This window comes from Micromonospora sp. NPDC049204 (assembly GCF_040647935.1).
Classification (GTDB): Bacteria; Actinomycetota; Actinomycetes; order Mycobacteriales; family Micromonosporaceae; genus Micromonospora.
In genome coordinates this window covers 554,874-579,700 of record NZ_JBEZDC010000002.1, presented here as the reverse complement: position 1 = coordinate 579,700, position 24,827 = coordinate 554,874, and the positions used below count along the sequence as shown (strand labels likewise).

The following is a 24,827-nucleotide window of genomic DNA, read 5'->3' as shown; positions in this document are numbered from 1 at the left end:
CAATTGTGACCGACCGAAGCAGACTTTAACTCCCAAATCGGTCACTTCGTGATGGTTCGCCGCACCCCACGGTGCTCGCCGCACGCTTTCGCTCCGCCACCGGCCAGGCTGACCGAACCGTCGCGACACTGCACGAGGTAACCCCGCCCGGCCCAGAACTGCGGCACGCAGTCGAACCAGTCGCACACCTCCGGGGCGGGCCGACGGATCCGGGTACCGCCGCAGAAGCCGTACCCCAGGGGGTTCTCCGGCGCCCCGCAACGCGGGTCGGCGGTCGTGCGGGGCGCCGAGCGTGGCGACGTCGTCGGCTTCGGCGGTGGGGTGACGCGGGTGAGCGCCGGGGCTGCCGGGCGGATCAGCAGGGGCTCCGCGCTGGGGGTTGCGGCGGCGGCGACCTCCGGGCCGCCGGTCGGGTCGGACGGATTCGACTCGATGAGCGCCGCCGGCACCAGCAACGCCAGCGCGGCCGCCACCGCGATGGTCCGGCGACCACCGGGTACGAACGACGTGAGCCGGGCCTGCGCCGGGGTGGCCACGGCCGGCCGGAACGGCTTGAGCTGGGCGTGCTCGGCGATCATCTCGTCGAGTTGGTCGAGCACCGCGGCGCGCTGTTCGATCGCGTCGGCGAAGGCCAGGGTCAGCTTGAACCGGAAGTCCGGCGCCGCGTCGATGGGCAGCAGCAACCCGGCGGTCGTCCGCCGGTCCAGCACCTGGATCAACGTGACCGGCGACGCGGGGTCGTGGGCCAGGCCGGTCATCCGGCCGTACGCCCAGTCGCGCCGGCCGCGTCCGCCGAGCAGCACCAGGCGACGGCTGGTGATCACGGCCATGCCGGTGTCGGTGACGCGTACGCCGTCCGGGCGGCGCGGGCGTAGTGGTCCGGTCGGCGGGGCGACCGTGAGGTCCGGGGCGGGCAGCACCGGGGTGTGCCGTACCTCGACCAGTTGCGCGGCGGGCAGCACCCACAGCACCGCCTCGTCGGCGGTCAACTCCAGGGGCAGGCCGTCGCCGGCCGCGGCGGAGCCCTGGAAGTCGGCGGCGAGAGCGCGCAGTCGCCGCAGCTCGTCGGCACGTCGCCGCCAGGCCGTCTCGGCGCCCCGGAACGTGCTGACCCGCCGCACGTTCTGCCGGTGCGCCCACCGGTACCGCCAGGTGGAACCCGTTGAATCAGTCTTTGCCACGCCGACTCCTTCGCCGCGTAGGCCACCAATCTGGGTGTCTCCCCGTTCAACAGACGCGGCGTGGCACCCGGACACGCCGGAAGGGGCAAAATACCCGATCGGCGGATAAAGCCACACGATAGGCCGATACTGTCGCGTCGACGGATGTCCTGTGCGCGTGTCCTGCGGGGGCCGTCGCCGTCTCGGTAACGTCAACCGCAGCCGGGTGGCGTCGCCGCCGCACCGCCGTGCGAAGGGGGTGAGCGCGTGCCACAGGACACCCGGCCCGGAGTGGTCGTCGGCGTCGACATCGGCACCACCAGCACCAAGGCCGTCGCGTACGACACCGACGGGCGACAGCTCGGCAGCCACTCGGTCGGCTACCCGCTGAACGACCCGCAACCCGGCTACGCCGAGCAGGACCCGCACCTCATCCTCGACGCGGTGCTCAAGTCGGTGAGCGTGGTCGTGGCCGAGCTGGTCCAGCCGGTGGCCGGGTTGGCGTTCTGCTCCGCCATGCACAGCCTGATCGGGCTGGACCCGGACGGCAACCCGCTCACGCCGTCGGTGACCTGGGCCGACTCACGCGCGATCCGGCAGGCCGAGCGGCTCCGGGCGGTGCCGTCCGGGCTGGCCCTGCACCGGCGTACCGGCACGCCGATGCATCCGATGTCGCCGCTGCCCAAGCTGGTCTGGTTCGCCGAGCAGGAGCCGAAACTCTTCGAGCGCGTCGCGCACTGGGTGGGCATCAAGGACTGGGTGCTACTGCGGCTCTGCGACGCGCTGGTCACCGACCACTCGATCGCCTCGGCCAGCGGCCTGCTGGACATCCACCGGCTGGAATGGGACAGCGAGGCGCTGACCATCGCCGGCATCACCGAGGAGCAACTGCCCCAACTGGTCGCCACCACCGCCGTGCTGCCCGGCCTCACCCCGCGGGCCGCGGCCACCACCGGCCTGCCGGAGCGCACCCCGGTGGTGGTCGGTGCGGGCGACGGCCCGCTCGCGAACCTGGGCCTGGGCGCGGTGCATCCCGGCATGGTGGCCTGCTCGATCGGCACCAGCGGCGCGATGCGGGTGATGGTCGAGCGGCCCGGGGTGGACCCACTCGGCGGCGTGTTCTGCTACGCGCTGACCGAGCACCGCTGGGCGGTCGGCGGTGCGATCAACAACGGCGGCATCGTCCTCAAGTGGGCCGGCGAGGCGCTCGCGCCGGATCTGGGTGAGCACTCCGAAGAGGACCTGGTCGCCCTGGCGGCCCGCGCGCCGGCCGGCTCGGGCGGGCTCATCATGCTGCCGTACCTGCACAGCGAACGGGCACCACACTGGAGCGCCCTGCCGCGCGGGGCGTACGTGGGGTTGACCCACAGCCACCGCCGCGAGCACCTGATCCGTGCCGCGTTGGAGGGGGTCTGCCAGCAACTCGCCCTGGTGCTCAGCTCGGTACGGGCGGCCGGCAACGAGGTCCGCGAGATCCGTGCCGGTGGCGGCTTCGCCCGCAGCGGCCTGTGGCGGCAGATGCTCGCCGACGTGCTCGGCGTGCCGGTGAGTTTTCCGGCCGCACACGAGGGGTCCAGCTTCGGCGCGGCACTGCTCGGCATGCAGGCGCTCGGGCTGATCCCCAGCATCGACGTCGCCGCCGACCTCGTCCGGATCGAGGAGACGATCCGCCCCGACCCGGCCGCCGCCGCCACGTACGCGGCGCTGCTGCCACTGTTCGCCGAGCTGTACGAAGCGCTGACGCCCGCTTTCGCCTCGATCCGCCGGCTGGCGCCCGGCCTGCCCGCGGAACCCGAGCCCGCATCGGGACCGCCGATGTGAACCTCCGGCCGTGGGTGACCCGGGTCAGGGTGCCTCGACGCCGGAGATCAGGTAGCGCTGCACATCGGCGTCGAGGATCTCCGCTTCCTGCGTGTCACTCGGCCCCGAGCCACGGAACGCGGCCAACTGCTCCGCGGACTCCCAGCGTTCGTAGACGTGGATCCGTCCCGGCTCCAACGGGTCGGCCGCAAGCAGGAAGTCGAGGCAGCCGGCGCTGGCGCGCGCCTGCGCGATGACCTTTTCGCAGTCGGACAGGTACGCCTCGCGTGCGGAGGGTTCAACCCGCAGGCTGCCTGCGATGATCAACATGGGGACCTCCGGGGGTCGGTGCCTCTGATGAGGTTGATGCCGGTGAGTCATCTTTATACCTGTGAGTCATCACGCTCATGGGGACATCGCCGCCCGGACGGGTGACGCCGACCTCGCTTGTCGCACCGCTCCGCAGCGCTTCATATCGTACAAACGTGAAAAAAAGCGACAACAGGTCCTCATCTTCACCGCCGCCAGCCCCTGTCCGCGTACCTCGGAAGGGGCTGGCGGCGGCGGTCGCGCTCGCCGTGCTGGCCACGACCGGGCCGGCCACCGCGGACGGCCCCGGTCCCGGCGCGGACCCGGCGCGGCCGGCCGAGTCGGGGCACGCGGTCGAGCCGAGCGGCGGGCAGGGCCATGAGCCCGGTGTCGAGCCGACGCCGGAGCGGGCGCCGACAAGCGAGGTGTCCTGGCTGTCGTTTCCCGGTGGGGTGTTCGCGGTGGACTCGCTCGGGCACACCGTGCGCTACCGGGCCTGTGACGGTGACACCGGACGGGTCGCCGACCCGGGCATGCTCGTCGCCGCCGGGGTGGCCAGCGGCGCGGTCGTCGTCGGGGGCACGGCCTACCGCTACCGGGTGCCGTTGACCGGCCGCAGCGAGGGCACGCTCGAGGTGATCCCCCAGCACCGCCCGCCGGTCGAGCTGACCGGCGTGGTGGTCACCAGTCCGCAGCCGCCCACCGACCCGGTCGCGGGAGCCCGGCTGTTCCCGCTCAGCGGACAGCTCGCCCGGGTGGTCGCCGACGCGAGTCTCAACCCGGCCGGAGTCACCGTCCGCGACCTGTCCGGCCGGTACGGCGACCAGCAGATCGCCGTCAACGGCGCGCTGCGCCCCAAGGCCGCCAGCGTGATCAAGCTGTGGATCCTCGTCGAGCTGCTCCGCCGGGTCGACTGTGGACAGGTCTCACTCGACGACGGCGTACTGGTCACCCCGGAGGACGTGGTCGGCGGCACCGGTCAGCTCCAGTTCGAGACGTTCCCGCAGGTGGTCACCCTGCATCGGCTCGCCCAGTATCTGATCAAGTACAGCGACAACGTCGCCGCGAACGTGCTGATCACCTACCTCGGCGGGTTCGCCCCGGTCAACGCGCTGATCGACTCGATGAACCAACGATCGACCATCCTGGCCCGCCGGATGCTCGACAGCGCGGCGGCGCAACGCGGCGAGGAGAACTACACGAGCCCCGACGACGTGGTGTCCCTGCTCGGGGCGGTCTGGGACGGCGAGATCCTCACCCCCGCCTCCCGTGACCTGATGGTCGGGTTCATGCGGGAGCAGACCCTGAACACCAAGATCCCGGCGGCGCTGCCACCCGGGGTGCCGGTGGCCCACAAGACCGGTGACCTGCCGGACGCCTCCCATGACGTCGGCTACTACCTGATCCCCGGCACCGAGACCGCCGTCGCGTTCCTCACCGCCGGCCCGATGGCCAGCGGCGACGAGACGGTCCGCCGGATGGCCCGCACCGTCTACGACTTCCTGGTCACCCCCAGCGCCGGCGCGGTCGAGGAGTGACCGACGGTCAGGCGCCCGGGATGTTCGCCGGCGGATTCTCGCCGACCAGGTCGGCCGCCGGCGGATCCGCCGACACCGACAACCCGAAGTCCGAGTACGTCAGTTCGAGCTGGGCGGTCTCCGACTGCTCCCTGGCCAACTCGATGCGGTAGCGGACCAACCGGCCCTGGTCGTCGACGGCCGCCGTGAACGGCACCGCCCCGGCCCGGTCGCCGAGCCTTCCGCCGACCCCGGTGCCGAGCACCGCGCTGCTCTCCCGCAGGTCCAGCGTGCCGGCGTACTCCCGTACCCCGGTCTGCCGGACGGCCGCCGCCGTGCTGAGCGTGCCGGCGAGCTTGGTGTTGTCCAAGCCCTGTTGGGCGGACGGCGAACCCGGCGACCCGACGTGCCACCAGGTCTTGCCGTCCCACACCGGGACGCGGCGGTCCGGGGCGCTGATCCGCACGTAGACGTCCGGCCCGGTGGTGAGCCGTTCGATCTTCACCTCACCGGTGGGCACCTTGAGCGAGGTGGTCTCCAGGCCACGCTTCGTCGTCGGGTCCCAGAGCACCACCGTGCCGTCGCCGCCCGCTGTCCCGCCGGTGCCCAACGTCAGCTTGTAGGTCCGCTCGTCGACCTTCGCGGCGGCGGCCGTCAGCACACCCACCGGGTCGGTCGGTGCCGCTGACGCCGGCGCGCGACCCGCGTCGGGTTCGTCGCCGGTGGCCACGAGTGCCCACACCCCAGCGGCGACCGCCACCGCGAGGATGGCACCGGCGGCGATCAGCTTCGGCTTCTGCACGGTCGTCTCCCCGGGGGCGGTGGCGGTCCGGCCAGAGTAGCCGGACCGCACCCCGCCGCCGTCCCGGGCCGATCAGGCGCGGCTGATCGCGTTGGCGTGGATGGCCTCGTTCAGGTACACGGCCAACCCCGGCGCGATCTTCTCGTAGTACGCGGTGAACCGCTCGTCGGCCAGGTACATGTCGGCCAACGCGGTCTGCATCTCGTACGAACACTCGTAGAACCAGCGGTTGATGAGCTGCCGGTGCTCCTCGGCCAGGTCCATCGCCTCCGGGCTGTCCGCCGGCGCGCCCGAGGCCATCAGCGCGACGATCCGCCGCCCCCAGTCCTCGTTCTCCGTCTTGTTCCGCAGCCAGTCTTCCTTGGTGTAGCGGGAGACCCGCCGGTTCGACTCCCGGTACGCGTCGGTGTCACCCCAACGCTGCTTCACCTCGGCCTCGTACTGCTCCGGGTCGGCGTCACCGAAGACCTCGAACCGCTCCTCCGGGGTGAGTTGGATGTTCATGTTGCTCGCCTCCATCGCGAACTCGATCGCCTCGACCATCGCCTGCAACCGCTTCAGCCGGCCCGTCAGCAGCTCGTGCTGGCGGCGCAGGTGCGCGGCCGGGTCGGCCGCCGGGTCGTCGATGATCGCGGTGATCTCCTCAAGCGGGAAACCCAGCTCCCGGTAGTACAGGACGAGTTGCAGCCGTTCCAGGTCCGCGTCGTCGTAGCGGCGGTAACCCGCCGGGGTCCGCCCGCTGGGCGAGAGCAGGCCGATCTCGTCGTAGTGGTGCAGAGTCCGCACCGTCACGCGAGCGACCTTCGCCACCTGACCCACCGTGTACGCCATGGTTCCCCTCCCTTCCGGAAACCAGGCTCCCGCCTGCCGCTACGTCAGGGTCAAGCCCGATTCTGGCCCACCATGGCGGGCGCGTCCGGCCGCCCGTACAGATAGCCCTGACCGCGCGGGCAGCCGATCGCGGCGACCGCCTCGTGCTGACGCTCGGTCTCCACCCCCTCGGCGACGACCGTCAGGTCGAACGCGCCGGCCAACCGGGTCACCATCTCCACGGTGGCGTACGCGCGGTCGTCCGACCCCAGCCGGGTCACGAACGATCTGTCGATCTTCAACTCGGTCGCCGGGATGCGGTGCAGGTAGCTCAGCGACGAGTAACCCGTACCAAAGTCGTCGATGGCGATCTTGATGCCCAGCTCCCGGAGCTGGTGCAGTCGCTCCAACACCGCCTCGGTGCCCTCGATCAGCGCCGACTCGGTCAACTCCAGGGTCAACGCCCGCGGCGCCAGCCCGGCGGCGCTGGTGGCAGCGGTGACCGTGGCGATCAGGTCCGGACGGCGCAGGTGCGCCGCGGCGATGTTCACCGCCACCGTCGCGTCCGGCGCCCGGTCCCGCCAGGTCGCCGCCGCCCGGCACGCCTCGTGGATCACCCACCTGTCGATCGGCAGGATCAGCCCGGTCTCCTCGGCCAGCGGCAGGAACCTCGACGGCGGCAGCATCCCCAACCGGGGGTGCCGCCACCGCACCAGCGCCTCGGCGCTGCGCACCGCGCCGGTGGCCAGGTCGACGATGGGTTGGAACTCCAGACACAGCTGATCCTCGTCGACCGCGCGGCGCAGATCGGCGATCAGCTCGGCCCGCGACACGGCCGACTCACGCAGCGCCGAGGTGCACGTCCGGTACGCGGACTTCCCCGCCGCCTTGGCCGCGTACATGGCGATGTCGGCGTCGCGCAGCAGGTCGGTGTGCGAGGCGTGCTGCGGGCCGAGTTCGGCGATGCCGATGCTCGCCGACGGGTGCACGCCGACGTCATCCTCACCGTCGGAGGGTCGCAGCGCGTCCAGCAGCCGCTCGGCGAGCCGCTCGGGTGAGACCTGCCGGTCGCCGTCGACAAGCACCGCGAACTCGTCCCCGCCGAGCCGGGCGATGATGCCGTCGTCGGCCACGACAGCCCGCATCCGGGCCGCCAGTCCGGTCAGCAGGGTGTCGCCGGTGGCATGCCCGAAACGGTCGTTGACCTGCTTGAACCCGTCCAGGTCGAGCAGCAGCACGGCCGCGGGCCGGCCGTCGCGCAGGGCCAGCCGCAGCCTCCGGTTGAACAGCAACCGGTTGGGCAGGCCGGTGAGCTGGTCCCCGTACGCGAGACGGCGCAGCCGGACCACCAGCCGCAGGTTCTCGTTGGCGGCCAACCCCTGCCGCACGGCGAGAGCCGCGAGCAGGACCATCATGGTCACGAAGATCAGATGCGGGGTCTGCCCGGTGGGTCGGCGGGCCAGCACCACCGCGACGATCGCCCCACCCACCGGCAGGTACGGCAACGCCACCCGCCACCAGGGCGGCAGCGGTGACTCGGCGGTGTCGTCGGTGCCGTCGCAGTCCGGCGGCGGAGGGTTGCGGGAGGCCAGGCCGATCAGCAGGTAGCTCACCGGCCAGCACAGGTCGATCGGGTGACCGGCGGCGTAGTCGGCACGCGCGACGAGCGAGACGTAGACGACGTCGGCGACGACCCGCAGCGTGAGGCTCGCCGCGAGCAGACTCATCGGCCGCCACATCGGCCGGGCCGGCCCGGCCACCGCGACCAGGATGGTGAGCTGCATCAGGTCGAACATCGGGTAGAGCAGGCCCAGCGTGCGCGCCGGGTCGGCCAACTCGGCGGCGGCGACCCCCCGAAACACCAGCACCCAGGCGATCGGCACCAGGGCCAGGGCGACGATCACCCCGTCCAGCAACGTGCGGGCCCGCCCCACCGCGGTCCGTGGCGCGGACGGTGAGCTGAGCAGCGCGGCCGTACCGGTGAGGATGCCGGCGGTGAAGACCACGCCGACCACCGGTGTGTGCGGCAGGTCGCCGCCGACGAGACGTTGCGCAGTCCAGATGGCCCGGCCCAGCGCGGCGAGCGCCATGGTGACGGCGAGCAGCATCCAGAATCTGCGCAGCGGGGCCGGATGTCGACGGGCCACACCGACACACGCGACCGTCGCCCAACCGGCCACCAGCAGCGCGCCGATGTCACTGACCAGCGCGGCTCCGGGCAACGCGGCGACCAGCCAGCATGCCTCCACCAGGATGACCGCGGCCGCGGCGACAGCACCAGCGGGGCTGAGCCGCCCCACAGCCTGGTTTCCGTCCTGTCGGGACACGGTCGCTCCGGCTCTTCGATCGTGCGTGCACCCTCGGAAGACCGGTCCACGGCAAACCCCGAAAGCCTAACCAGCCCCCAGGTACGCCGCCAGGGCCGACCGTGCCCGCCGGGTCAGCCGGAACGACTGTCCAACCTCGACAGGCACCCCTGGTGGATGCCGCTGTAAACCTGCCCCGAATGGGGGCGGGGGTGCCCCGCGCCACAGTGCCCACATTCCGACTTTCCATGCATGCCCGCGTACCCGGTCACCGCCCGGCGGAGCGGTTCCAGGGAGAGCGGGGAAGCGCGGTGCCGGCCAGTGGGCGGCGGGCGCGGCGACGTCTGCGGCGGCCGGGGGTGCAGGGCGGGCGGGCCACGGTGTGCACCGCCACGTCGACAGATGGCGTCGGTCGGCCGATCAGCCAGCAGAGGAAACGTTCCATCGACGATCAGCCGACCGGGAGGCGCTCGGCCTCGGACCTGGAGATCTCGTACTCCGCACCGCAGAACGTGCACTGCTGCGCGTACCGGGTACGGATCGGAATGAGGGGAATGAAGAACAGGGTGAATTTCGTCGAACGACGGGTGATCACCTGTGCGGCCTGGTTGCCGCAGTGCCGGCAGACCTGCTGCACGACACCGGACCTGGCGACCTTGGTACGCAGACCAAAGATGAAGAACATCGCCCGCCAGTACCCACTCAGCCGCGAAAAGTCACCAGGTTCCGCCGACGGATCCCCCGGACCCACCCCGCACCTACAAGATCGCGCTCGATCCAGGATGTAGTGGCCTCCAGGGCGAACGAGACCACTGCATCCGTGATCGAGCGCGATCAAGGGGCATGGCGCGACGCTCAGTTGGCCGGTGCGGGCTCCAGGCCGGGGACCTCCTCGGCGAGCCAGATCGGCTGCCAGTTCGGCACCTCGTGGAAGCGGCGCAGCTCGAACAGCCCGGCAACCGACCCACTCCAGGCCCCGTACGGGGGGTTGGCCTCGTCGAAGCCGCTCTGCACGAACGTCAGCGTGGTGCGGCCACCGGACTCGACCAGCTCCCAGCTCGTCACACCGGTCGGCCCCCAGTCGATGGACATCCGTCGGCCGGGCTCCAGGTCGATGACCTTGGCCGCGTAACCGGTCTCGAAGCCGCCCATGGCGTACCGGCCGCCGACCCAGGGCTCGATGCCGATCGGGTAGCCGAACCAGGCGCTGGCCTGCTCGGAGTCGGTGAGCGACTCCCACACCTTGTCGGCGGGGGCGGCGATGACCAGCTCGCCCCGCAGGTCGGCGGAGGTGAAGTCGGTGCGGGGCAGCAGTGGCTTGCCCTCCACGTGCGCGGCCAGGTTGGCGATGGACAGCGCCCAGTACGTCTGGAGCACGCCCCGGATGCTGGAGCCGCTCATCGCCTCGGCGAAGTCGAAGTGGCTCTGGGTCAGCGTCAGCACGGTGCTGTCGGTGCCCTCGGCGGTGAGCTGAAGCTCGGTGGTGGTCTCCACCCCGTCGAGCAGCCAGCCAAAGCGCAGCGTGTCGTCGTCGGCGTGCAGCAGCCGCTGGTGCGGGGCATCGCCCTCGGGCGTGTAGCGGCCCCAGAACTCGTACCGCTGGGGCAGCTCGACCTCGGCGTGCTCGGCCAGCCAGAGACGCAGCTCGGCCGGGTCGGTCAGGGCCGCGCGGACGCGCCCGACCGGTGCGGAGAGACGGGCCTGGACCTTCAACGGGTCACTCATTGTCGTTGCCTTTCGGATAGCAGGCGACGGCCAGCTTGAAGGCATCGCCCTCGCTGCCGCCGTAGCGGGTGAACAGGTCTTGGAGTGCGGTTTGCAGGTCGTGCAGGAACTGCTGGCGCTGCTCGGCGGGCACCCGGATCTCGCCGGAGACCCCGATCGAGGGCAGCTCGGGCGCCGCCCGGTCCAGACCGGCGATGTCGGCCTGGACCTCCTCCATCAGGTCGAGCAGGTAGCCCAGGCTCAGCTCGTCCCGGGCGCGGCGGAGGCCGATCCGGCCGACGAGCCGGGGGGACAGCCAGTACGACCGGGCGGCCGCCTGGTAGATCCCCTCGGTGATGCCGCGGACCTTGCGTTCGTTGACCAGCTCGACGAGGCCAGCCGCGACGAGCTGCTTGACGTGGTAGTAGACGCGCTGTGGCGTCTGGTCGAGTCGGGCCGCGACCTCGGTGCAGGTGCGCGGTTCGGCGAGTTGCCGCAGCACCTCAACGCGCTGCGGCTTGAGCAGGACTTCGGCCTGCTCGATCTGCTCCAGGTACAGGACGTCTCTCATGGCAAAATCAGTTTGTACGTACAAAACTTGTTTGTCAATCGGTTCGCGAGAAGCCGCGCCGACTTTTTCCGACGCGGCTTCAGGCAGCAGTCAGCAGGTGATCAGGGCAACCAGTCCGGTCGCAACGGGTAGCCGTTCACACCGTCCGGGCCGTTGTGCGTGGCCAGCACCTGGTGCAACTGGATGCCGTTGCGCTCGAACGCCATCCGCGACCCGGCCATGTAGAGCCCCCACACCCTGGCGGTGCCCGCACCCACCTCGGAGACGCAGAAGTCCCAGTGCTCCACCAGGTTGCGGCACCAGGCGGCAAGCGTCAGCGCGTAGTGCTGGCGCAGATTCTCCTCGTGGTGCACCTCGAACCCGGCGTCGTGCACCTCGCTGATCAACCGACCCGGGCCGGCCAACTCGCCGTCCGGGAAGACGTACCTGTCGATGAACGCGCCCGAGCGGTGCGGCGCCCGGTTGTCCGCGCGGGTGATGCAGTGGTTGAGCAGACGCCCACCCTGTCGCAGCCGGCTGCGCAGCGCGCCGAAGTAGGCCGGGTAGTTACGCACCCCGATGTGCTCGGTCAGCCCGATCGAGGAGATGGCGTCGAACTGCTCGGCCGGCGCGTCCCGGTAGTCCAGGTATCGCACCTCCGCCAGCTCACTCAACCCCTCCCGCTCGATCGCGGCCTGCGCCCACTGCGCCTGCGCCTTCGACAGGGTCACCCCGAGCGCCTTCACGCCGTACTCGCGGGCGGCGTGGCGCACCATGCCGCCCCAGCCGCAGCCCACATCCAGCAGCCGCATCCCCTTCTGCAACGCCAGCTTGCCGGCGACCAGGTCGTACTTCGCCGCCTGGGCCTGCTCCAGCGTGTCGCCCGGAGACCGGTAGACCGCACAGGTGTACGTCATCGACGGGCCGAGCACCTTCTCGTAGAAGGCGTTGGAGACGTCGTAGTGGTGCGAGATCGCCGTGCTGTCGCGTACCCGCGAGTGCCGCAGCCCGTTCACCACCCGCTTCCACCGCGGCTGCGCCTCCTGCGGTGGAGCCGGCGGTGGCAGCAGCCGCTCCCAGCCCAACCCTCGGACCAGCGCCAGCCCCTCGGCGAGCGACGGCGGGCGCAACCGCAGCTCGTCCTTGAGCACCCGCAACGCCTCGTACGGGTCACCCGGGTGCACCCCCTGCAACGCCAGGTCACCACTGACGTAGGCCCGGGCCATGCCCAGGTCACCGGGCGCGGTGAGCAGGTAGGACAAGCCCCGCTCGGATTGGATCGCCAGGGTGATGCCCGCGTCGGACGGTCCGACTGAACTGCCGTCGTACCCGGTGATCCGCACCGGCAACGGCCCCGTGGTGACCGCGCGGATGACATCCGCCACGGTCGGACCCGTGTGCCGGCCCCCCGCCGGCGGGGTGGCGGGGACGCTCGCCGCCCCTTGATCTCTGTCGGTCAGGCTCATGCTCGTGCTACCGCCTTTTCGTACAGTCCCGTCAGCCGGTGGTCCGGGTCGTAGCGGTCTTTCACCGCCCGCCACGTGTCGCCGCCGTACAGGCGATCGAAGGCGTCCCGGTCGTAGTACGCGTCGGAGTAGAGCGACTTGTGGCCGCCCGACTCCGACACCCTGCGTTCGATCGTGCGGTTGACGTCGCCGTCGGCGGCGCCCGGCGCGATCGGCACGCTCCCCCAGAACCCAATGTTGACGTAGTCCTGCCCTGGCCGGAGTGGATACAGCGGCCACGAGCGCGCCGAACCGGCACCCGCCGGCTCCCGCAACCGCAACGGACACAGCCACACCGGGTTCATCCCCACCGCGCCGGCGAACCAGCGCAGGAAGTCGGCCGTACGGTCCAGCGGGATCTCCACGTCCTGCACGACCCGCTCCCGGGCCGGCTGCCCGCGCAGCCGGTCGATCCGGGCCGCCACCTGGTGGCGGTGCTCGAGACGGACCAGCCGGTGGTAGAAGTCGCTGCGCCGGTAACGCGCCGGCCAGAGCCTGCGCACGACCGGGTGCTGCGCGCCGAACGCCGACGAGCACCAGAACCAGTCGGTGTCCCAGCGCCACAGATAGTCGTACGCGGTGAGCACGTCCCGGGTGCGCCGGCGCAGTGACCGGTAGTAGATCGCCTGACCGGTGTAGTCGCTGGGCGGGTCGCCGGCGTCGGTGAACGTGGCGAACACCAGGTACGCCTCGCCGGGGCTGAACATCACCCCGTCCATCGCGTCGACCGGCTGCCCGGCCCACGACCGGGTCGCGGTCACCTCCGCGATCGCGTCGGTGAGCGCCTCCAGGTCGGTGAACCGCACGTTGCGCAACGCCACGTACCGGCCGACCGGTTGCAGCTCGATGCGCAGCCGGGTCGCGTAACCGAGGCTGCCCAGCGAGTTGGGGAACGCGGCGAACAGGTCGGCGTGCTCCCCGTCGGGTCGGGCGGTGACGATCTCGCCGGAGCCGGTGAGCACGTCCAACTCCCGGACCGACTCGTGCGGCAGGCCGTTGCGGAACGAGGTGGACTCGATCCCGAGGCCGGTCACCGCGCCGCCCAGCGTGATGGTGCGCAACTGCGGCACCACCAGCGGCATCAGCCCGTGCGGCAGCGTCGCGTCGACCAGGTCCTCGTACGTGCACATGCCCTGTACGTCGGCGGTGCGCCCGGTCGGGTCGACCGACAACACGCCGTTCAGGCCGCTCACGTCGAGCCCCGGAGTCCGGGGTGCGGACCGGGGGCGGAACAGGTTGGAGGTGCGTTTGGCCAGCCGGACAGGCTCGCCCGTGGGCACCGCGGCGTACGACCGCCGCAGCGTGTCCACCGCTTGATCATGGTCAATGGGGTGATCCACACGCTCAGCGCGCATGTGATCACCTTACGCTCGCCGTTTGGAAACGGTGGGATGTCGGCGCTGGCAGTTTCCCGTCCGGTGGCGGGCCGGGCGGTTACCGTGGCGGGCATGCCATCGCCCGCGATCACCGCCCTGGACGCCGCCGGACTGACGTATCGGCTGGTCAGCCACGGTGCGGTCGGCAGCCTCGCGGAGGCCGCCGCGGCCCGGGGCGTGGCCGTCCCCGACGTCGTCAAGACGATCGTGGTCCGCCGGAGTGCGGACGATCACCTGTTCGTGCTCACCCCCGGCGACCGGGTCATCTCCTGGCCGAAGCTGCGCGCCCTGCTCGGGGTGCACCGACTCTCCATGCCGGACGCCGCCGGCGCCCTGGCCGCGACCGGCTACGAGCGCGGGACCATCACCCCGTTCGGCGCGAGCACGGCCTGGCCGGTGATCGCCGACGAGCGACTGCGCGGCCGCGAGATCAGTCTGGGCGCCGGCGAGCGTGGCCTCGCCATCGCGATCGACGCCGACGCCGCGATCACGGCCCTCGACGCCACCGTCGCCGACGTCACCGACCCGCAACCCACCCGCTGAGCGCCGGCCATCCGGATCGCCAGCCGACCCACCGACTGGCAGTCGCCGACGGCGGTGGGTGAGGATGGCGGCTATGCCCGCGCCCGAGGAACGCCCCGACAACACCGGCACCGTCTACGGCGGTAGCCGACGAGCAGCACGGTCCGGCCCGCTGGCAGATCCGCTGCTGCGGGTGGCGCTGGCGGTCGGGCTGGTCGGCGCACTCCTCGGGGTGGTCTTCGCCACCGGGCTGCTCGACGGTGACGACGAGCCGACCGTGCCGGCGCCGGTCGGCGCGCCGACCACCGACGCGCAGCCCACCGACGCGGCGGCCGAGCCGAACTCGAGCACAGCCGCCGATCCGCTGACCGGGTCCCGGGTCTTCAAGGCCGCCTCGGGCCTGTGCCTGGGCCTCTACGGCGAAGGCACGCAGGCGAAGGCGCACCTGGCTGCCTGCACCGGCGACCCGGAGCAGGATTGGGTGATGACCCCGGTCGGTCCGGAGGCGTTCACGGTGGCCAACGCCGCGTCCGGGCAGTGTCTCGACGTCGAGGGTGGCAGCAAGGACGACGGCACGCCGCTGATGCAGTTTCCCTGCCACGGTGGGGCCAACCAGCAGTGGCGGCTGCCCCCCATCGGCGGCGGCCCGGTGCTGCTGGTCGCCGTGCACAGCGGCAAGTGCGCCCAGGCCGACGACGGGGGCACCCAGGCCGGCGACGACATCCGGCAGCGGCCCTGCGACGACGGGCCACCCCAGCAGTGGACCCTGGGCTGACCGGCCGGCCCACGGCAGCTCAGCCCCGGAAACTCCACGCCTTCGGTGCGGTCGCGGCGGCCAGCACGGCCGCCGGCACCGGCCGGCCCGGCCTGCGGCGCAGCAGCAACGACAGCCCGGCGGCGCCGATCGACAGGGCACCCGCCACGTACCAGGCCATCGCGTAGTCACCGAGTTGGTCCCGCACCAACCCCGCACCGGTCGCGGCGACCGCCGCGCCGAACTGGTGGGCGGCGAACACCCAGCCGAACACCACCGCACCGGCGCCGCCGAAGTACTCCCGGCACAGCGCCACGGTCGGCGGCACGGTCGCCACCCAGTCCAGGCCGTAGAAGATGATGAACACCAGCATGCTCGGTTCGGCGGTGCCGGCGAACAGGCTCGGCAGGATCAGCAGGGACGCCCCGCGCAGCGCGTAGTACGTGCCGAGCAGCAATCGGCTGTCCACCCGGTCGGTGAGCCAGCCGGAGGCGATGGTGCCGACGATGTCGAAGAGCCCGACCAGGGCGAGCAGCCCGGCCGCGGTGGTCTGGGGCATGCCGTGGTCGTGCGCGGCGGGCACGAAGTGCGTACCGACGAGGCCGTTGGTGGTTGCGCCGCAGATCGCGAACCCGCCGGCCAGCAGCCAGAACGGGCGGGTCCGGGCCGCCGTCGCGAGCGCGCCCAGCGCCCGGGACGCCGCGCCGCCGGTCACCGGCGGCGCCGCGACGACCTCGGTCGCCCCGTAGGCGGGAAGCCCGAGATCCGCCGGGTGCTCACGCAGCAACCACACCACCAGGGGTACGACCGCCAGCGCGGCTCCGGCCACGACGAGAGCGGCGGTACGCCAGCCGTGGTCGCGGACCAGGATGGCGATCAGTGGCAGGAACACCAACTGTCCGGCCGCCCCACCGGCGGTCAGCACTCCGGTGACGAGACCTCGTCGGTGCACGAACCAGCGCCCGGTGATGGTGGCCACGAACGCCAGCGCCATCGACCCGGTGCCCAGCCCGACCAGCACACCCCAGCAGAGCAGCAACTGCCAGCTGGCGCTCATGAAGACCGTCAACCCACTGCCCGCGGCGACCAGCAGCAGGGCAACCGAGACCACCCGGCGGATGCCGAAGCGGTCCATCAGGGCGGCGGCGAACGGCGCGGTGAGCCCGTAGAGCAGCAGGTTCACCGACACGGCGGCGGAGATGGTGGCCAGTGGCCAGCCGAACTCCTCGTGCAGCGGGTGCAGCAGCACCGACGGGGTGGCGCGGAAGCCGGCCGCGCCGACCAGCGCCACGAAGGCGACGGCGGCGACCAGCCAGGCGGGATGCAGACGGCGGTTCTTGGTCACGCGACCAGTCTGGGCGGGGCCGCGCACCGCGACGAGTGGCCGGAAAGACATCATGCGCAATAATCGGGCCATGACGCCTCGCCCGCACCGGATCGCCGTACTCGCCCTGGACCAGGTGGTCGGCCTGGACCTCGGCACCCCGTCGCAGGTCTTCAGCACCGCCCGGACCGCCGAGGACACGCACCTGTACGACGTACGGGTGTGCACCCCGGGCGGGCGGCCGGTCCGCAGCACGGCCGGTTTCCAGGTGCTCCCCGACCACGGTCTGGAGTTGCTCGACACCGCCGACACCGTGATCGTCCCCGGCATCCACGCCGGCACCGCGTTGACCGCGGGCACCGTCGAGCCGGCGGCGGCCGAGGCGCTCCGGGCGGCGTACCAGCGGGGCGCCCGGATCATGTCGATCTGCACCGGGGCGTTCGTGCTGGCCGCCGCCGGGCTGCTCGACGGTCGTCGGGCGACCACCCACTGGGCGTACACGGAGCAGTTCCGTCGCCTGCACGGCGAGGTGGACCTCGACCCGGGTGTGCTCTTCATCGTCGACGACCGGGTGCTCACCTCGGCCGGAGTCGCCGCCGGCATCGACCTCTGCCTGCACGTGATCCGCCTCGACCACGGCAGCGAGGTGGCCAACCGGGCGGCCCGCCGCTGCGTGATGCCGCCGTGGCGGGACGGCGGCCAGGCGCAGTACATCGAGCGGCCGGTGCCGAAGGTCACCGACTCCAGCACCGCGGGCGCCCGGGAGTGGGCGCGGCAGCGGCTGCACGAGCCGATCGCCCTGCGGGACCTGGCCGAGCAGGCGCGGATGAGTGTGCGTACCTTCACCCGGCGCTTCCGCTCGGAGACCGGCCTGAGCCCGGCGCAGTGGCTGCTGCAACAGCGCACCGACCACGCGCGACTGCTGCTGGAGACGACCGATCTCACCGTCGACCAGATCGCGCACCGCACGGGTTTCGGCACCACCGCCGCCCTGCGCCAGCAACTCCACCAGCGCATCGGCGTGGCGCCCTCCACCTACCGCCGCACCTTCCACCCCCGCCCAGCCCTCACCCAACCCTGACCCCGCGCCCCGCGCGCCCGCGCCCCGCGCCCCGCGCGCCCGCGCCCCGCGCCCCGCGCCCCGCGCCCCGCGCCCCGCGATCTTGCACTTTCTGTCGCCGAATTGCCACTTTGCGCCACTTTTGTCGGGACAGAAAGTGCAAGATCGGCGCCGAGCTCGGGGCGGGGTGGGCAGCACTGGTGCGAGGGTGATGCCTGTGAGTCATCGTGATGACTCACAGGCATCACCCTCAATGGGGCAAGGAGCTGCCACCCTGACCGGCCGATTCGGCGTCGCTCAGGAGCGGAGCAGGTGCAGTTGGGCCTGGTGTTTGGGCAGGTGGACCCTTGTGTGCAGGTCGAGGGTGCGAGACCAGGGCAGTGACTCGTCCACGATTAGGTCGAAGCCCTCGCGCAGGTGGGTCTCGACCGGGGTCTCCGCCGCCAGGCCGAGCCGGTCGACGAGCCCGCACAGCCGGTCGCTGGTGCCGTGCAGCAGAGCGGTCAGCCCCCGCAGACCGCCCTGCTCGGCGGCCAACGCGTCGAGCTGCGGACGGTGGATGTCGTCCTCCAGCTCGTAGTAGGCGAACGGCGACCCGGCCAACAACGCCTCGGTGGCCTGGATCATCAGCTCGTCGTTGGCGACCAGGTGCGCGACGATCTGCTCGGCGCTGAGCTGCCCCTCCGGAGCCGGACCGAACTCCCCCGCGTCAAGCTCGACGAACACCCCGTCATAGGCCCGCCGCAGCCCTCCACTCTCCATCCCCCCAGTCAACCTGCCCGGAGGGACGTTAGCGGCGGGATTGGCGGGAGCGGAGGTAGTCGCTGACCACGTACTCGCCGAGGTCATCGGTGTCGGGGGTGAACATGCGGCCACGGCTGCGGCGGGCCACCGCGTCGACGAAGCGCCGCAGGCCCGGGTCGTCGCCGAGCATGAACAGGTTGAGCGTGGCGCCGTAGCGGCTCAGCCGGTCCACCTCACGGACCGTCGCCTCGATCGTCTCCGGCAGCGGCGGCCAGTGGAACAGCGCCTCCCCGTCGTCCGGGTCCAGGTGGGCGGTCGGCTCGCCGTCGGTGACCACCAGGACCACCGGCTCGGCGTCCGGGTGCCGGCGCAGGTGCCGACCGGCCAGCCGCAGCGCGTGCTGGAGGTTGGTGCCCTGCTCCCCGTCCGGCTCGACGGCGGCCAACTCCTGCTGCGTCAGCGCCATCGCCTCCCGGCCGAAGCCCACGATCTGCAGGGCGTCCTGCGGGAAACGCGTCTCCATGAGGTGCGCCAGCGCCAGCGCCGTCTGCTTCATCGGCCCCCAACGACCCTGCGAGATCATCGAGTACGACAGGTCGACGCAGAGCACCACCGCCGCCGAGGCCCGCCTCTCGGTCTCCACCACCTCGAAGTCGTCCACCGCGAGCTGCACCGGAACCGTCGGCCCGGCCCGGCGGACCGCCCGGGTCAGCGTCCGGACCACGTCCAGGGGTTGCTCGTCGCCGTACTCCCAGGGTCTGGACCCACCGCTGACCTCGCCGGCGGCCCCCGCCGAACGCAGGTCGTGCTGCCCGCGCGGCCCGGCCGTCAGGTCGGCGAAGACCCGTCGCAGCGCCGTCCCGCCGAGCCGGCGCAGCGCCTTCGGGCTCAGCGTGAGCCCCTCCGCGTCCCGGCTCACCCAACCCTGCCGGCGAAGCTCCCGCTCCAGATCCCGCAGCCGGCGCACGTCGTCGGCCGCCTCCCGGCCCAGCGTGCGGGCGACCGCGTCGACGTCCACGTCGTCAAGCGTGGCGCCCGGGTGGTCCTGGTCGAGCTGGTCCAGCAGGTCGTCCAACTCGCCGATCTCACCCAGCGCACCCGCCGCGTCGGCGTAGTCCAGCGGCTGATCGCCCCGGACCCGCTCACCGCGCCCCCAGCGCAGATCCGGGCGCAGCGCCCGCAGGTTGGCGTCCAGCGCGGACAACTCCCCCGCGAGGCGGTCGCCGAGCGACTGCTGCATCAGGCCGGCCAGCTCGGCGCGCTGCCGGTCGGAGAGCGAGTTCATCAGCCGCTGACCGGCCGCCGAGCGGCGGGCCAGCACGTCGATCAGCTCGTCGACCGTCTCCGGCTGCTCCGGGAAGAAGTCGCCGTGTCGGCGCATGAACTCGGCGAACGCGTCGGTGGTGTCCTCCGCGCGGCCGTGCCGTTCCAGCAGGTCGTTCAGGTCGCCCATCATCTCGGCCAGCCGCTGCTGGGCGGCCGGGTCGGCGGACGCCCGCACCGCGTCGCGCAACCCGGCGAAGCGCTGACCGAGCACGTCGTCCCGGAGCTGGTCGAGGATCTGCTGGTACGACCGGCGGGCGTCCTCACTGGCCCACTGGTAGCCGGACAGCTCCTCCACCGCCCGCGCGGTCGAGCGGGGCAGATTGTCCAGCACCGACTCGGCGAACCGCGCGCCGTCGTCGTCGCGGCCGCGCAGCTCGTCCCGCTCGGCGGCGAGGGCCTGGTCGAGCAGTGCCTGTGCCCTGGTCACCGCGCCGTCCAGGTCGCCTCGGCGGAGCGCCTCCCGGCGGAGCCGCCGGGCGCGGGCGGCCAGGTCGTCCAGCCCGCCCCGCCCCTGCGGGCCACGGCGCAGCAGGTCCCGCAGCGCCTCCCGCAGGCTGCCGCCGGCCAGCACCTCGGCGCCGACCTCGTCGACAGCTTCGCGTACGTCGTACGGGGGGGCCAGCGGGTCGGGCCCGCCGGTCCACTGCCCGTACCGGAACCGGTTGCCGGCCATGGTCAGCCCCGACCGCCGTAGACGGTGCGCCCCGAGTCGGTGACGTCCTTGCCCAGCCGGCGGGTCAGATGCAGCCCTTCGAGCACGAACTCGACGGCGGCGGCGGCCTCCTCCGGGGTGGGCGCGTCGCCCAGGCCGAGCCGGTCGAGAACCTTCGCCAGCCCGGGTACGGTGCCGACCTGGCGCAGCAGCTCCGTCGCGCTGACCAGCTCGCCGGTCTCGATCGCCGCGCCGTCCTCGACAAGTGCCGTGAACCCGGACAGGTCCAGCCCGGCCAGGTGCGCCCGGAACGTCTCGGCGGTCGCGGTCCGCAGCAGGTGGGCGAGGACCTCGATCTCCCGCCCCTCCTCGCCGGACTCGAACTCCACCTTGCCGCGCAGCGTGCTGGTCACCGAGACGGCGTCGCCGACCCGGGCCACCGCCGCCTCGGGGCGGCCCTCCGGGGTGCCGGTGGCGGCGAGCAGGCCGGCGCGGCGCAGCGCGGCACCGGCGACCGTCTCGGCGGCGGCGATGGCGAACCGGGCGGAGACACCCGAGCGCGGGTCCACCGACGGTGACTCCCGTACCGCGCGGGCGAAGCGGGCCAGCACCTCCAGGACGTGTTCCGGAACGGCGGCGACCAGGTCGGCCTCCTGCCGGATCAGCGCCAGCTCCAACTCCAGGTCGACCGGGTAGTGGGTACGGATCTCCGCGCCGAACCGGTCCTTCAGCGGAGTGATGATCCGGCCCCGGTTGGTGTAGTCGTCCGGGTTGGCGCTGGCCACCAGGAGCAGGTCCAGCGGCAGTCGCAGCTGGTAGCCACGGACCTGGATGTCCCGTTCCTCCAGGACGTTGAGCAGGGCCACCTGGATGCGCTCGGCCAGGTCGGGCAGCTCGTTGACGGCGAAGATGCCCCGGTTGGTGCGCGGCACCAGCCCGAAGTGGATGGTCTCCGGGTCGCCGAGAGTGCGGCCCTGGGCGATTCGGATCGGGTCGACGTCACCGATCAGGTCGCCGACGCTGGTGTCCGGGGTGGCCAACTTCTCGCCGTACCGCATCGAGCGGTGCAGCCAGCCGATCGGCAGGTCGTCGCCGGCCTCGGCGACCTGGGCGCGGGACGCGGGGGTGAGCGGGTGCATCGGGTGCTCGTTGAGCACCGAGCCCACGATGACCGGGGTCCACTCGTCGAGCAGCGCGCCGAGCGAGCGGATCAGTCGGGTCTTGCCCTGGCCGCGCTCACCGAGCAACACCATGTCGTGCCCGGCGAGCAGTGCCCGCTCGACCTCGGGCAGCACGCTGTCGTCGTAGCCGACGATGCCGGGAAAGCGGGCCTCGCCGGAGCGCATCCGGGCGAGGAGGTTGTCGCGGAGTTCCTGCTTGACGGTGCGGTACTGGTGACCGGCCGCCCGCAGCGCGCCGAGCGTGCCGGGCAGGTCGGCCGGTGGAACCGGGATTACCGGGTTAGGCGCAGTCACCCGACCCACGCTAGCTCACATTCGCAGGGGCGCCCCGGGCATCAGGGGCACCCCCACTCCCACCTTCAGCCCCGGCCGCAGCGCCGGCAGGCTCCGCGCCGGCGCAGGTGGTACGCGTAGGTGGCCGCGCCGAGCGCCACGCCCCACAGCGGCCAGAGCCGCGCCGGGCCTCCGGCCACGTCGATCTCCTGCCAGAACTCGGGTTGACCGAGCAGCCCCAGGCTGGCCGCGGTCACCGCGATGGCGACCAGGGTGGCCGGCACCACGGCCAGCTTCACCGGCACCCGCCGGCCGGCGAGCCCGATCATCCAGCGCGGAAACCGCTCGCCCCAGCGCTGCACCAGCCCGAGGGTGAGGATCGCGCCGACGGTGGCGAACGCGCCCAGCCCGAGCCCGGCCCAGACCAGCCCGGTGTCCTGCATGTCGGTCAGGAACTCCCGGGTGATGCCCAGCGGGATACCGACCGCCCAGGCGAACCGGGTCACCGCGTACGTCAGCGGGATGACCACGGCGATGCCGGTGGCCCACCGGCCCCAGCGCGCGGCGGCGGCCGGGGCGGTCCACCCCCGGCCGGTGTCACCGCGACCGCAGCCGACGCAGGCGGCCGCGGTGCGGCGCTGCCAGGTGAGCACCGCACCGGCCAGCAGCAGCCCGCCGACCATCGCGGCGAACCGGACGAACAGTGCCCAGGTGAAGACGTCGGAGTAGTCCACCGGCGGCCACCCGAACGGCGCACCGACGATCAGGATCGGCAGGTACCCGAGGATGGTCAACACACGCGTGTCCGGGACGACCAGGGCGAGGAGGACCGCCACGACCCAGCCGTAACCGAGAAGCAGCGCCCGCAGCGGGCCGGGTGGGCGGCCGGCCGACCGGGTCATGGCCAGCGCGACCACGGCCGCGGTCAGGAGTACGCCGGCGAAGAGCGAGGTGGCCAGCTCCACCGGCACCAGGTGCAGCAGGTTGTCGTCACCGCCGCGCGGTTCGTTCGCGCCGAGCGGGTAGCCGGCGCCGGTGAGCACGCTGATCAGGGCGAGTACGCCCCACAGGCCCAGCCAACCGGCGGCCAGTGGGGCGAACCGGTCGGGCCAGCGGGAGTCGGATCGGGGCGGGGAGGCGGTGATCGTCGTCATACGCACAGCCTCGACCGATGTCCGGCCGGTTCCCTCCCGGCCGGCGGTGAAGCCGCTCCCCCGCTGGAGGGACCGATCAGCCGGACGGGGTGACGAAGCCGGACTCGTAGGCGGCGATGACCGCCTGGGTGCGGTCGCGGGCGCCCAGCTTGGCCAGCACGTTGCCGACGTGTGTCTTGACCGTCTCCACCCCGACCACCAGGTGGGCGGCGATCTCCGGGTTGGACCGGCCGGTGGTCATCAACCGCAGCACCTCGGCCTCCCGCTCGGTGAGTCGGGCGGCGCGCAGCTGGTCGCCGCCGGCCGGCCCGTACGCCCCGACGAGCTGACGGATCGCCGCCGGGAAGAGCAGCGACTCCCCCGCCGCGACGACCCGGACGGCCTCCACCACCTCGGCGGGCCGGGCCCGTTTGAGCAGGAAGCCGGACGCGCCCGCGCGCAGCGCCTCGTAGACGTACTCGTCGTTGGCGAACGTGGTGACCACCAGTACCCGGGGCGGGTTGGCGGAGGTGGCCAGCAGGTGCCGGGTGGCCTGAATGCCGTCGATGCTGGGCATCCGCACATCCATCAGCACCACGTCCGGCCGGTGCCGGGCGACCAGCGGCGGCACCTCGGCGCCGTCGGCGGCTTCGGCGAGCACCCGCAGGTCGGGTTGGGCGTCGATGATGGCGCGCAGCCCCACCCGGATCAACTCGTCGTCGTCGACGATCAGCACCCCGGTGGTCATGTCGCCTCCTCGTAGGGCAGACGGGCCCGGATCAGCCAACGGTCGCCGTCCGGCCCCACGGTGATCCCGCCGCCGAGCAGCAGCACCCGTTCCCGCATGCCGTCCAGGCCCCGACCGCCGCGTCCCGGATGCGCCCGGTCGGGGCGTCGCACCTCGTTGACCAGCTCCAACTCCAGTACCCCCGGGTGCAGGTCCAGCCGCAGCGTCACCGGCCCCGCGCCGTAGCGGGCAGCGTTGGTCAGGCCTTCCTGGACGATCCGGTAGCCCTCCCGGGAGACCGCCGCGGGCACCCGCGCCGGGTCGCCGACGCGGTGTGCGTGCACCGCCAGCCCGGCTGCGCGGGCGTCGGTGACCAACCGGTCCAGGTCGGCGAGGGTACGCTGCGGCGCCACCACGGGCCGGCCGGTGCCGGCCTCCCGGAGCAGCCCGAGCACATGGTCCAGCTCGTCCATCGCGGTCCGTCCGGTCTCCTCGATGGCGGTGAGCGCCCGCCGGACGAACTCCCGGTCGGTGTCGAGGACCTCGCGGGCCGCTCCGGCCTGCAGGGTGGCCACGGTCAGCGCGTGGCCGATCGAGTCGTGCAGCTCCCGGGCCAGTCGGTTGCGTTCGGCGAGCCGGGTGGCCTGCGCCTCCAGGGCGGCGATCCGCTCCGCCTGGGCGGGGCCGAGCAGCACCGGCGCCATCAGACCGGCGAGCGCGCCGAGCCCGGCGACGGCGTAGCCGAGGCCGACCAGCAGCGCCACCCCGCTCAGGGTCAGCCAGCCGCTGTCCCGCCCGTCCAGCGGCCCGAACTGCCCCTCGGTGGTCAACTCGGTGCCGACGCCGAACTGCTGGGCGATGAAGGCCAACGCCAACGGCAGGGCGCCGAACAGCGCGGTCATCACCAGCGCGCCGACGATGAGGTGGGTGGCGATCCAGAGCGCGCTGCGCAGCCTGGTCTCCCGATCGCCGCGATGCCCCAGCGCCGGCTCGGGCAGGTCGACGCCGAGCAGACTCCGTACGGCGGCGATCTCCAGAGCCCGGCTGCCGTCCAACAGCAGCGGCACCACGGCGATCAGCACCGCGACCACCAGCAGCGCGTACGTCAGGGAGCGGGGGACCGCCGAGTCGGCGAACAGTTCGACGAAGGTCACCACGAGCAGCCCGTACGGCAGCGCCAGCACGCCACCGAGCAGCAGGAACACGCCGCGTCGCCAGGTGGTGCCGGCGACCAGCGGGGCCAGCGCCGTTCGGGGATTCACTCCGTCATTCTGCTGCCGGGGCCGGCTCGG

Annotated in this window: 23 protein-coding genes; 5 read left to right on the top strand and 18 right to left on the bottom strand. The window is 72.4% G+C overall.

Features of this window, described 5'->3' with window-relative positions:
* Positions 1 to 41: 41 nt before the first annotated feature.
* Positions 42 to 1,181 carry a hypothetical protein gene (locus tag AB0A90_RS05705; protein WP_357242143.1) on the bottom strand — a complete coding sequence of 380 codons (1,140 nt, stop codon included), beginning with the start codon at positions 1,179 to 1,181 and terminating at the stop codon, positions 42 to 44.
* A gap of 246 nt (positions 1,182 to 1,427) precedes the next feature.
* Between AB0A90_RS05705 and AB0A90_RS05700 the strand changes: the two genes are divergently transcribed.
* On the top strand, positions 1,428 to 2,981 hold the full coding sequence (locus AB0A90_RS05700; RefSeq protein ID WP_357242140.1) for a gluconokinase: 1,554 nt from the start codon (positions 1,428 to 1,430) through the stop codon (positions 2,979 to 2,981).
* Between the two features lie 24 nt (positions 2,982 to 3,005).
* Here the strand turns inward: AB0A90_RS05700 and AB0A90_RS05695 are convergent, their stop codons facing one another.
* Positions 3,006 to 3,290 carry an antibiotic biosynthesis monooxygenase gene (locus AB0A90_RS05695; protein ID WP_357242137.1) on the bottom strand — a complete coding sequence of 95 codons (285 nt, stop codon included), beginning with the start codon at positions 3,288 to 3,290 and terminating at the stop codon, positions 3,006 to 3,008.
* Between the two features lie 155 nt (positions 3,291 to 3,445).
* On the opposite strand from AB0A90_RS05695, the gene AB0A90_RS05690 reads away from it, so the two are divergent.
* Complete coding sequence (locus tag AB0A90_RS05690; RefSeq protein ID WP_357242134.1) at positions 3,446 to 4,807, top strand: serine hydrolase; 1,362 nt, start codon at positions 3,446 to 3,448, stop codon at positions 4,805 to 4,807.
* 7 nt (positions 4,808 to 4,814) lie between these two features.
* Here AB0A90_RS05690 and AB0A90_RS05685 read toward each other — a convergent pair whose 3' ends face one another.
* From AB0A90_RS05685 to AB0A90_RS05645, 9 genes are all read right to left on the bottom strand, one after another.
* Entirely contained in the window at positions 4,815 to 5,588 is a 774-nt protein-coding gene (locus tag AB0A90_RS05685; protein WP_357242131.1) for a hypothetical protein, read from the bottom strand.
* 72 nt (positions 5,589 to 5,660) lie between these two features.
* Entirely contained in the window at positions 5,661 to 6,419 is a 759-nt protein-coding gene (locus AB0A90_RS05680; protein ID WP_357242129.1) for a MerR family transcriptional regulator, read from the bottom strand.
* A gap of 50 nt (positions 6,420 to 6,469) precedes the next feature.
* On the bottom strand, positions 6,470 to 8,725 hold the full coding sequence (locus tag AB0A90_RS05675) for an EAL domain-containing protein (RefSeq protein ID WP_357242126.1): 2,256 nt from the start codon (positions 8,723 to 8,725) through the stop codon (positions 6,470 to 6,472).
* 247 nt (positions 8,726 to 8,972) lie between these two features.
* Complete coding sequence (locus AB0A90_RS05670; RefSeq protein WP_357242123.1) at positions 8,973 to 9,149, bottom strand: hypothetical protein; 177 nt, start codon at positions 9,147 to 9,149, stop codon at positions 8,973 to 8,975.
* 6 nt (positions 9,150 to 9,155) lie between these two features.
* Positions 9,156 to 9,389, bottom strand: coding sequence for a zinc-ribbon domain-containing protein (locus AB0A90_RS05665; protein ID WP_357242120.1), 234 nt, complete (start codon positions 9,387 to 9,389; stop codon positions 9,156 to 9,158).
* A 170-nt stretch (positions 9,390 to 9,559) separates the two neighbouring features.
* The gene (locus AB0A90_RS05660) at positions 9,560 to 10,429 is read right to left on the bottom strand and encodes an SRPBCC family protein (protein WP_357242117.1); all 870 of its coding nucleotides are present in this window, start codon (positions 10,427 to 10,429) and stop codon (positions 9,560 to 9,562) included.
* Positions 10,422 to 10,979 carry a helix-turn-helix domain-containing protein gene (locus AB0A90_RS05655; protein ID WP_030490876.1) on the bottom strand — a complete coding sequence of 186 codons (558 nt, stop codon included), beginning with the start codon at positions 10,977 to 10,979 and terminating at the stop codon, positions 10,422 to 10,424. Before AB0A90_RS05655 ends, AB0A90_RS05660 begins: the two co-directional genes overlap by 8 nt.
* A gap of 101 nt (positions 10,980 to 11,080) precedes the next feature.
* Positions 11,081 to 12,424, bottom strand: a complete 1,344-nt coding sequence (locus AB0A90_RS05650; RefSeq protein ID WP_357242114.1) for a class I SAM-dependent methyltransferase — start codon at positions 12,422 to 12,424, stop codon at positions 11,081 to 11,083.
* Positions 12,421 to 13,818, bottom strand: coding sequence for an FAD-binding oxidoreductase (locus AB0A90_RS05645; protein WP_357242111.1), 1,398 nt, complete (start codon positions 13,816 to 13,818; stop codon positions 12,421 to 12,423). The genes AB0A90_RS05650 and AB0A90_RS05645 overlap by 4 nt, the downstream gene beginning before the upstream one ends.
* Positions 13,819 to 13,911: 93 nt before the next feature.
* Here AB0A90_RS05645 and AB0A90_RS05640 point away from each other — a divergent pair, with 93 nt between their 5' ends.
* Both AB0A90_RS05640 and AB0A90_RS05635 read left to right on the top strand, forming a co-directional pair.
* Positions 13,912 to 14,382, top strand: a complete 471-nt coding sequence (locus AB0A90_RS05640; protein ID WP_357242109.1) for a YbaK/EbsC family protein — start codon at positions 13,912 to 13,914, stop codon at positions 14,380 to 14,382.
* A gap of 73 nt (positions 14,383 to 14,455) precedes the next feature.
* Positions 14,456 to 15,136, top strand: a complete 681-nt coding sequence (locus AB0A90_RS05635) for an RICIN domain-containing protein (protein ID WP_357242106.1) — start codon at positions 14,456 to 14,458, stop codon at positions 15,134 to 15,136.
* 19 nt (positions 15,137 to 15,155) lie between these two features.
* Here the strand turns inward: AB0A90_RS05635 and AB0A90_RS05630 are convergent, their stop codons facing one another.
* On the bottom strand, positions 15,156 to 16,460 hold the full coding sequence (locus AB0A90_RS05630; RefSeq protein WP_357242103.1) for an MFS transporter: 1,305 nt from the start codon (positions 16,458 to 16,460) through the stop codon (positions 15,156 to 15,158).
* 52 nt (positions 16,461 to 16,512) lie between these two features.
* On the opposite strand from AB0A90_RS05630, the gene AB0A90_RS05625 reads away from it, so the two are divergent.
* Complete coding sequence (locus tag AB0A90_RS05625; RefSeq protein ID WP_357242099.1) at positions 16,513 to 17,520, top strand: DJ-1/PfpI family protein; 1,008 nt, start codon at positions 16,513 to 16,515, stop codon at positions 17,518 to 17,520.
* Between the two features lie 276 nt (positions 17,521 to 17,796).
* On the opposite strand, the gene AB0A90_RS05620 is transcribed toward AB0A90_RS05625, so the two are convergent.
* The 6 genes from AB0A90_RS05620 to AB0A90_RS05595 form a co-directional block, all read right to left on the bottom strand.
* The gene (locus AB0A90_RS05620) at positions 17,797 to 18,261 is read right to left on the bottom strand and encodes a hypothetical protein (protein WP_357242096.1); all 465 of its coding nucleotides are present in this window, start codon (positions 18,259 to 18,261) and stop codon (positions 17,797 to 17,799) included.
* 28 nt (positions 18,262 to 18,289) lie between these two features.
* Positions 18,290 to 20,242, bottom strand: a complete 1,953-nt coding sequence (locus tag AB0A90_RS05615) for a VWA domain-containing protein (RefSeq protein ID WP_357242093.1) — start codon at positions 20,240 to 20,242, stop codon at positions 18,290 to 18,292.
* 2 nt (positions 20,243 to 20,244) lie between these two features.
* The gene (locus tag AB0A90_RS05610) at positions 20,245 to 21,705 is read right to left on the bottom strand and encodes a sigma 54-interacting transcriptional regulator (RefSeq protein WP_357242090.1); all 1,461 of its coding nucleotides are present in this window, start codon (positions 21,703 to 21,705) and stop codon (positions 20,245 to 20,247) included.
* A gap of 56 nt (positions 21,706 to 21,761) precedes the next feature.
* Positions 21,762 to 22,829: a hypothetical protein gene (locus AB0A90_RS05605; protein WP_357242087.1), complete on the bottom strand. Its 1,068-nt coding sequence runs from the start codon at positions 22,827 to 22,829 to the stop codon at positions 21,762 to 21,764.
* Between the two features lie 76 nt (positions 22,830 to 22,905).
* Entirely contained in the window at positions 22,906 to 23,556 is a 651-nt protein-coding gene (locus AB0A90_RS05600) for a response regulator transcription factor (protein ID WP_357242084.1), read from the bottom strand.
* On the bottom strand, positions 23,553 to 24,797 hold the full coding sequence (locus AB0A90_RS05595; RefSeq protein ID WP_357242081.1) for a histidine kinase: 1,245 nt from the start codon (positions 24,795 to 24,797) through the stop codon (positions 23,553 to 23,555). The genes AB0A90_RS05600 and AB0A90_RS05595 overlap by 4 nt, the downstream gene beginning before the upstream one ends.
* Between the last annotated feature and the right edge of the window lie 30 nt (positions 24,798 to 24,827).